Source organism: Caulobacter sp., assembly GCF_049283275.1.
Classification (GTDB): domain Bacteria; phylum Pseudomonadota; class Alphaproteobacteria; order Caulobacterales; family Caulobacteraceae; genus Caulobacter.
On sequence record NZ_JBAPVS010000356.1, the window covers coordinates 1 to 5,971 of the forward strand.

A 5,971-nucleotide genomic window follows, 5' to 3' on the forward strand; every position below is an offset into this window, starting at 1 on the left:
GCCGCAGCCTGATTGGCGTCGCCCAGCCAACAGGCGATCACCGGCTTGCGCACGCCGCGTCCGCGGGCGGCCACGATGGCGGCCGCGACGCCGCGGGCGATGTCGCCCGGCTTGGAGAGGGCCGTGGGACAGTTCATGACCAGGACCGCATCGACCCCGTCATCCGCCAGCACCGCGTCCAACGCCAGGCGATAGCGTTCCGATCCGGCGTCGCCCACCAGGTCGACAGGGTCGCCGCCCGACCAACCGGCGGGCAGAGCCGCGTTCAGGCGATCCAGGGTCAGCGGCCCGAGCTCGGCCAGGACGCCGCCGGTGGAGGTCATGGCGTCCACGGCCAAGATGCCGGCCCCGCCGCCGTTGGTGACGACGGCCAGGCGCTCGCCGGCCAAATCTCGCCCGGCGCGCAGCACCGCCGCGGCGTCGAAGAGCTCGCTCAGGGTCTCGACCTGGACGAGGCCCGCCCGTTCGAAAGCGCTTGCGTGGACCTCATAGGACCCGGCCAGGGCCCCGGTATGGGAGCGGACGGCCTTGCCAGCGGCGGCGCTGCGGCCGGCCTTCAGGGCGATCACCGGCTTGATGCGCGCGGCGGCCCGGGCCGCCGACATGAACTTAGCCGCGTCGGTGACGCCCTCGATATAGAGCAGGATGGCGTCTGTGTGAGGATCGGCGGCGAACAGATCGATCAGATCGCCCAGGTCGACCTCGGCCATGTCGCCCATCGACACGATCCCTGAAAAGCCGAGTTGTCGGGTGTTGGCCCAGTCGATCACGCCGCTGACCAGGGCTCCGCTCTGGGAAATCAGGGCCAGTCCCCCTGGGGCGGGCGCCCCGCGGGCGAAGGAGGCGTTGAGGCGAGCATGGGGGGCCAGCAGGCCCAGGCCGTTGGGGCCGACGATGCGCAGGCCGAAGGGCTTGGCGGCCTCCAGCATGGCTTGGCGCAAGCCATTGGCCAGGGTGATCCCCGCCGATAGGACCACCGCGATCTTCACTCCCGCGGCGGCGAGCTCGGCGATCACCTGGGGAACAGCGGGCGCCGGCACGGCGACCACGGCCAGCTCGGGCGGCTCGGGCAGGTCGGCGATGGTCGCCGACCAGGTCGCGCCGGCCACCGACACTGGGCGTGGATTGACTAGATGGATCGGACCGCTGAAGCCTCCCGAAAGCAGATTGTCGACGACGACCCGGCCCACCGAGCCTGGCCGATCGGAACCGCCTATGACGGCCACTGAGGCGGGGGAGAGGAGGGCGTCGAGATTGTGCAGCGACATGGGTCCTCGGGATCAGGGGCAGTTGGGCGGGTGGGGGCGGGCGGCAAGGAACCCGACCCAACGCCCGCGCGCCATCCGTAGAATCCCGAAGGCGGCCCGACGCGGACCTAGCCTGTTTGTATGACACGGCGCGAAGGGGCATGATCGGATCGCGGTTCGGGGGATCGCCGCGATCAGGGGAAGATGTTTATGGCATGGCGTCCGGTTCGGCTCTCCGACGGCGGGACCAGATGAGAGGCTATCGCCTCGCGCTGGCCGCCTTCGTGCTCGCGATCGCGATCCGCTGGGCCTTGACGCCTTGGCTCGGGACCCAGGGCGCCTACCTGCTGTTCACCGCGCCCGTCGTGGTGGCCGCCGCGTTCGGCGGTGTCGGCCCCGCCCTTGGCGCGATGGCGCTGGGCTTGGCCGCCGGGTTCGCCTTCAGCGGTCACGGCCGGCTGGACGCTCCGGCCTTGGTCGAGGCTCTGGCCTTCCTGCTGGCGGCCGTAGGCATCACCCTGGTCGGCGTCAGAAGTGGTCGGTTGCGCCTGCGCTCCACCACCAGCGAACAGAACGCCGCGGCCCGGGCGCTGCAGGCCGAGGACCTGGTCGCCGAACTGAACCTGCTGATCGACGGGGCCAACGAATACGCCATTTCGCTGCTGGATCCACAGGGGCGGGTGAGAATCTGGAACGCCGGCGGGCGAAGACTCATGGGCTGGAGCGAGGACGAGGTGGTCGGCCAGGATGTCGCGATCCTTTACCCTCCCGACGCTCGCCAGGCGGGCCGTCCACATTCCGACCTGGCCCGCGCCCAGGCCGAAGGCAAGGTGGAGCATGAGGCCTGGCTGCTGCGAAAGGACAGCTCGGAGTTCCTGGCCCATGTCTCCATCACCGCGCTCAAGGACCCGGCCGGAAGCCTGAGGGGTTTTGGCAAGGTGGTGCGCGACGTCACCGATCAACGCGCCAGTGAGCGAGCCCTGGACGCCGGAGCCGAGCACCTGCGCTCGATCCTATCCACCGTTCCCTCCGCCATGGTGGTGATCGACGAGCGGGGCAAGATCTTGTCGTTCAGCGCCACCGCCGAGCGCCTGTTCGGCTTTCAGGAGACCGAGGTGCTGGGCGAGAATGTGCGCTGCCTGATGCCTTCCCCGGACCGCGAGCACCATGACGGCTACATCGACCGTTACCTGACGACGGGCGAGCGCAAGGTCATCGGCAAGGGGCGCGTGGTGGTGGGACTGCGCAAGGACGGCACGACCTTTCCCATGGAGTTGTCGGTCGGCGAAGCCACCGGTCAAGGCCCACGGGTGTTCACCGGTTTCGTCCGCGACCTGACCGAGCGTCAGCGCACCCAGGCCCGGCTGGAGGAGCTTCAGGCGGAGTTGATCCATATCGCCCGCGTCAGCGGCATGGGAACCATGGCCTCGACCCTGGCCCACGAGCTCAACCAGCCGATCACCGCGGTCGCCAACTATGTCGAAGCCGTGCGCGATCTGCTGGCCAAGCCCGATCCCGACGATCTGCCGATGATCCGCGAGGCGCTCGAGGACGCGGCCAGCCAAGCCCTGCGGGCGGGCCATATCGTCCGCCGGCTGCGCGATTTCGTCGCCCGGGGCGAAGTGGAGAAAAGCGTCGAGGACCTTGTATCGGTCATTCACGAAGCCGCGTCCCTGGGTTTGATGGGCGCTCGCGACCAGGGCCTGGAGCCGGAATTTGATCTCGACGCCGCGGCCACCCCCGTGCTTATCGACCGCGTGCAGATCCAGCAGGTGGTGATCAATCTGGCGCGCAACGCCGTCGAGGCCATGGGCGGCGAGGAGCATTCCAAGCTCTGGCTATGTTCGCGGGACCAAGGCGATGGCTTGGTGCGCGTCACGATCGCCGACAACGGCCCGGGCGTCGCGCCGAGCATCGCCGCGCAGCTGTTCACGGCGTTCGTCAGCACCAAGGCCGAAGGCATGGGCCTGGGGCTGTCGATCTGCCGCACGATCGTCGAGGCCAACGGCGGCCGCATCTGGCACGAAGCGCGACCGGGCGGCGGCTCGCAATTCCATTTCACGCTGGTCAAGGTAGAGCAGGAGAACGCCCATGAGCCCTAGCCGGATGGTCCATATCGTCGACGACGAGGAGGCGATCCGCCGCTCGGCCGGGTTCATGCTGAAGACTTCGGGCTATGCGGTCTCGACCTACGCCTCGGGTGACGCCTTCTTGCACGCGGCCAAGGACGCCGAGCCCGGCTGCGTCCTGCTGGACGTGCGCATGCCGGGCCTGGACGGCCTGGAGGTCCAGAAGCTGATGGCCGAACGCGGCATCGCCATGCCGGTCGTGGTCCTGACCGGCCATGGCGATGTCGGTGTGGCGGTCCGGGCCATGAAGGGGGGCGCCGTCGATTTCATCGAAAAGCCGTTCGAGAAGACCGTGCTGCTCTCCGCCGTCAACGCCGCCCTCGGGCGGCTGGACGACGTGGAGGCGCGCGCGGCGCGCGCGGCGGACGCCGCGGTGGCCATCGCCGCCCTGACCCATCGTGAGCAGGACGTGCTCCGGGGCATGGCCCAAGGGCTGCCCAACAAGACCATCGCCTTCGACCTGGGCATCTCGGCGCGCACCGTGGAGGTGCATCGCGCCAATCTGATGGCCAAGCTGCAGGTCAGGAGCCTTTCGGAGGCGCTGCGGATCGCCTTCGCCGCCGATCTTCACGATCCCGCCTAAGGAGCTCTACGTAACGACCGTGATCGCGCGTCATGGCATGGCGGACTTTCGCCCTCGCTGGGGCAGGCACGCAGGTCGACATGACTCAACCGCTTCCCACCAAGATACAAGACCGCGCCCGGCTGTTGCTGGTCGAAGACGATCCGGGGGTGCGGCGCTCCTTGCAGTTGCTGTTGCATGGACGCGGCTTCGAGGTGCGCGCCTACGCCTCGGGCCTGGCGCTGCTGGCCGACCCCACGGCGCTCGGCGCGGTGTGTCTGGTCGCCGACTACCGCATGCCCGAGATCGACGGCCTGTCGATCCTCAAGCGGTTGCGCGGCCTGGGATGGCAGGGCCAGGCGCTGATGATTACGGCCTTTCCATCCGCGCGACTGGCCGCCCGGGCCCGGGCGGCCGGCTACAGCCAGGTCCTTGAACAGCCGCTGGTCGAGTTCGGCTTGGTCGAGGCCGTCGAGCGCGCGATGGCCGCCCACTGACCGATCTAAGTATTACTCCCAACTGCGAACGCCCCTGGTCGGCGCTATGCCTGCCGACAAGGCGCGGTCGCTTCGCCGGGCCGGCCGCCACTCGGAGGGTTCCATGCCCAAGACCATGAAGGCCGCCGTCGTCCGGGCTTTCGGCCAGGCGTTGGTCGTCGAGACGCTTGCCCGGCCCAGTCCCGGACGCGGCCAGGTTCTGGTCAAGATCGCCGCCTGCGGGGTTTGCCATACGGATCTGCATGCCGCTCATGGCGACTGGCCCATCAAACCCAGTCTCCCGTTCATCCCGGGGCACGAGGGCGTGGGCACGGTGGTCGAGGTCGGTGAGGACGTGGCGCACGTCCAGCCGGGCGACCGGGTCGGCGTGCCGTGGCTGCATACGGCCTGCGGTCACTGCGTCCACTGCCTGGGCGGCTGGGAGACCCTTTGCGAGGCCCAGAGCAACACCGGCTATTCCGTGAACGGCGGCTTCGCCGAATACGTGCTGGCCGACGCCAACTATGTCGGCCATCTGCCCGCCAACCTAGGCTTCCTGGAGGTGGCGCCGATCCTTTGCGCCGGCGTCACTGTATACAAGGGCCTGAAGGTCACCGACGCCAAGCCCGGCGACTGGGTGGCGATCTCCGGCGTTGGCGGACTGGGCCATCTGGCCGTGCAGTACGCCAAGGCCATGGGATTCAAGGTCGCCGCCGTCGACGTCGACGAAGACAAGCTTCGACTGGCGCGGAGTCTGGGCGCCGAGATCACGATCAACGCCCGGGACACCGATCCCGGCCCACACCTGCAAAAGGCGATCGGCGGCGCTCAGGGCGTCCTGGTCACCGCCGTGTCGCCCATCGCCTTCTCCCAGGCCTTGGGCATGGTCCGGCGCGGCGGCACGGTGTCGCTCAATGGTCTGCCTCCCGGCGACTTCCCCCTGCCGATCTTCGACACGGTGCTGCGTGGGATCACGGTGCGCGGCTCGATCGTCGGCACGCGTCTGGATTTGCAGGAGGCCCTGGCCTTCGCCGCCGACGGCCGTGTGCGCGCCACCGTCCACGCCGACGGGCTGGAGAACATCAACGGCATTTTCGAGCGCATGGCGCGCGGCGAGATCGAAGGGCGCGTGGTGCTCGATTTCGAGCACCGGTCATGAGCGCCGGCCGCGCGGCCGCTGACCTCTCGCTAGCGGGATATCCCGGGAGATTTCCCAAATGACCCATCCCTCAGGCCATCGGCGCGAGCCCTTCTTGGGCGCCGTGGCGCAACGCGCGAAGCGGTCCGCCGCGCGGCGCTCGGGCCTTGTCCCGCGCTGGATCCTGCCGGGGCTGGCGCTGGCCGCTCCCCTTGCCGGCGAGGCCTCGGCCTCGGTGTTGCAGGTCTGTCTGATGCTGGGAGCCATCGCCGGCTTGCTGGCGATCCGGTTGACCGGCGCCTTCTGGTCTCTGCTGGCGTGGGGCGGCGCCACCGGCGTTTTCGGCGTCATGCTGGCCTTCCTGGATGCGCCGAACGGCCAAAGCCTCGCCCTGCCGGCGATGGCGGTCGCCGCAGCGC

At 69.2% G+C, this 5,971-nt stretch carries 5 protein-coding genes and 1 pseudogene; 5 read left to right on the forward strand and 1 reads right to left on the reverse strand.

Annotated elements, in window-relative coordinates; translation table 11 throughout:
• On the reverse strand, positions 1–1,268 hold a 1,268-nt coding region (locus WAL33_RS20255), incomplete at its 3' end, for an acetate--CoA ligase family protein (RefSeq protein ID WP_422183671.1).
• 230 nt (positions 1,269–1,498) lie between these two features.
• Between WAL33_RS20255 and WAL33_RS20260 the strand changes: the two genes are divergently transcribed.
• From WAL33_RS20260 to WAL33_RS20280, 5 genes and pseudogenes are all read left to right on the forward strand, one after another.
• Positions 1,499–3,349 (forward strand): PAS domain S-box protein, encoded by a 1,851-nt coding sequence (locus WAL33_RS20260; protein ID WP_422183673.1) that lies wholly within the window; start codon positions 1,499–1,501, stop codon positions 3,347–3,349.
• Positions 3,339–3,959: a response regulator transcription factor gene (locus tag WAL33_RS20265; RefSeq protein ID WP_422183675.1), complete on the forward strand. Its 621-nt coding sequence runs from the start codon at positions 3,339–3,341 to the stop codon at positions 3,957–3,959. The genes WAL33_RS20260 and WAL33_RS20265 overlap by 11 nt, the downstream gene beginning before the upstream one ends.
• Before the next feature lie 80 nt (positions 3,960–4,039).
• Positions 4,040–4,435 carry a response regulator gene (locus WAL33_RS20270; RefSeq protein WP_422183677.1) on the forward strand — a complete coding sequence of 132 codons (396 nt, stop codon included), beginning with the start codon at positions 4,040–4,042 and terminating at the stop codon, positions 4,433–4,435.
• Between the two features lie 103 nt (positions 4,436–4,538).
• Positions 4,539–5,573 (forward strand): alcohol dehydrogenase AdhP, encoded by a 1,035-nt coding sequence (gene adhP, locus WAL33_RS20275; RefSeq protein ID WP_422183678.1) that lies wholly within the window; start codon positions 4,539–4,541, stop codon positions 5,571–5,573.
• Between the two features lie 58 nt (positions 5,574–5,631).
• Positions 5,632–5,971: pseudogene (locus WAL33_RS20280) on the forward strand (hypothetical protein); the annotation flags it as partial.

What these genes read in the sequence shown, in the direction of transcription:
- WAL33_RS20260 (WP_422183673.1), top strand. Translation starts at nt 1,499, where the DNA reads ATGAGAGGCTATCGCCTCGCGCTGGCCGCCTTCGTGCTCGCGATCGCG.
- WAL33_RS20265 (WP_422183675.1), top strand. Translation starts at nt 3,339, where the DNA reads ATGAGCCCTAGCCGGATGGTCCATATCGTCGACGACGAGGAGGCGATC.
- WAL33_RS20270 (WP_422183677.1), top strand. Translation starts at nt 4,040, where the DNA reads ATGACTCAACCGCTTCCCACCAAGATACAAGACCGCGCCCGGCTGTTG.
- adhP (WP_422183678.1), top strand. Translation starts at nt 4,539, where the DNA reads ATGCCCAAGACCATGAAGGCCGCCGTCGTCCGGGCTTTCGGCCAGGCG.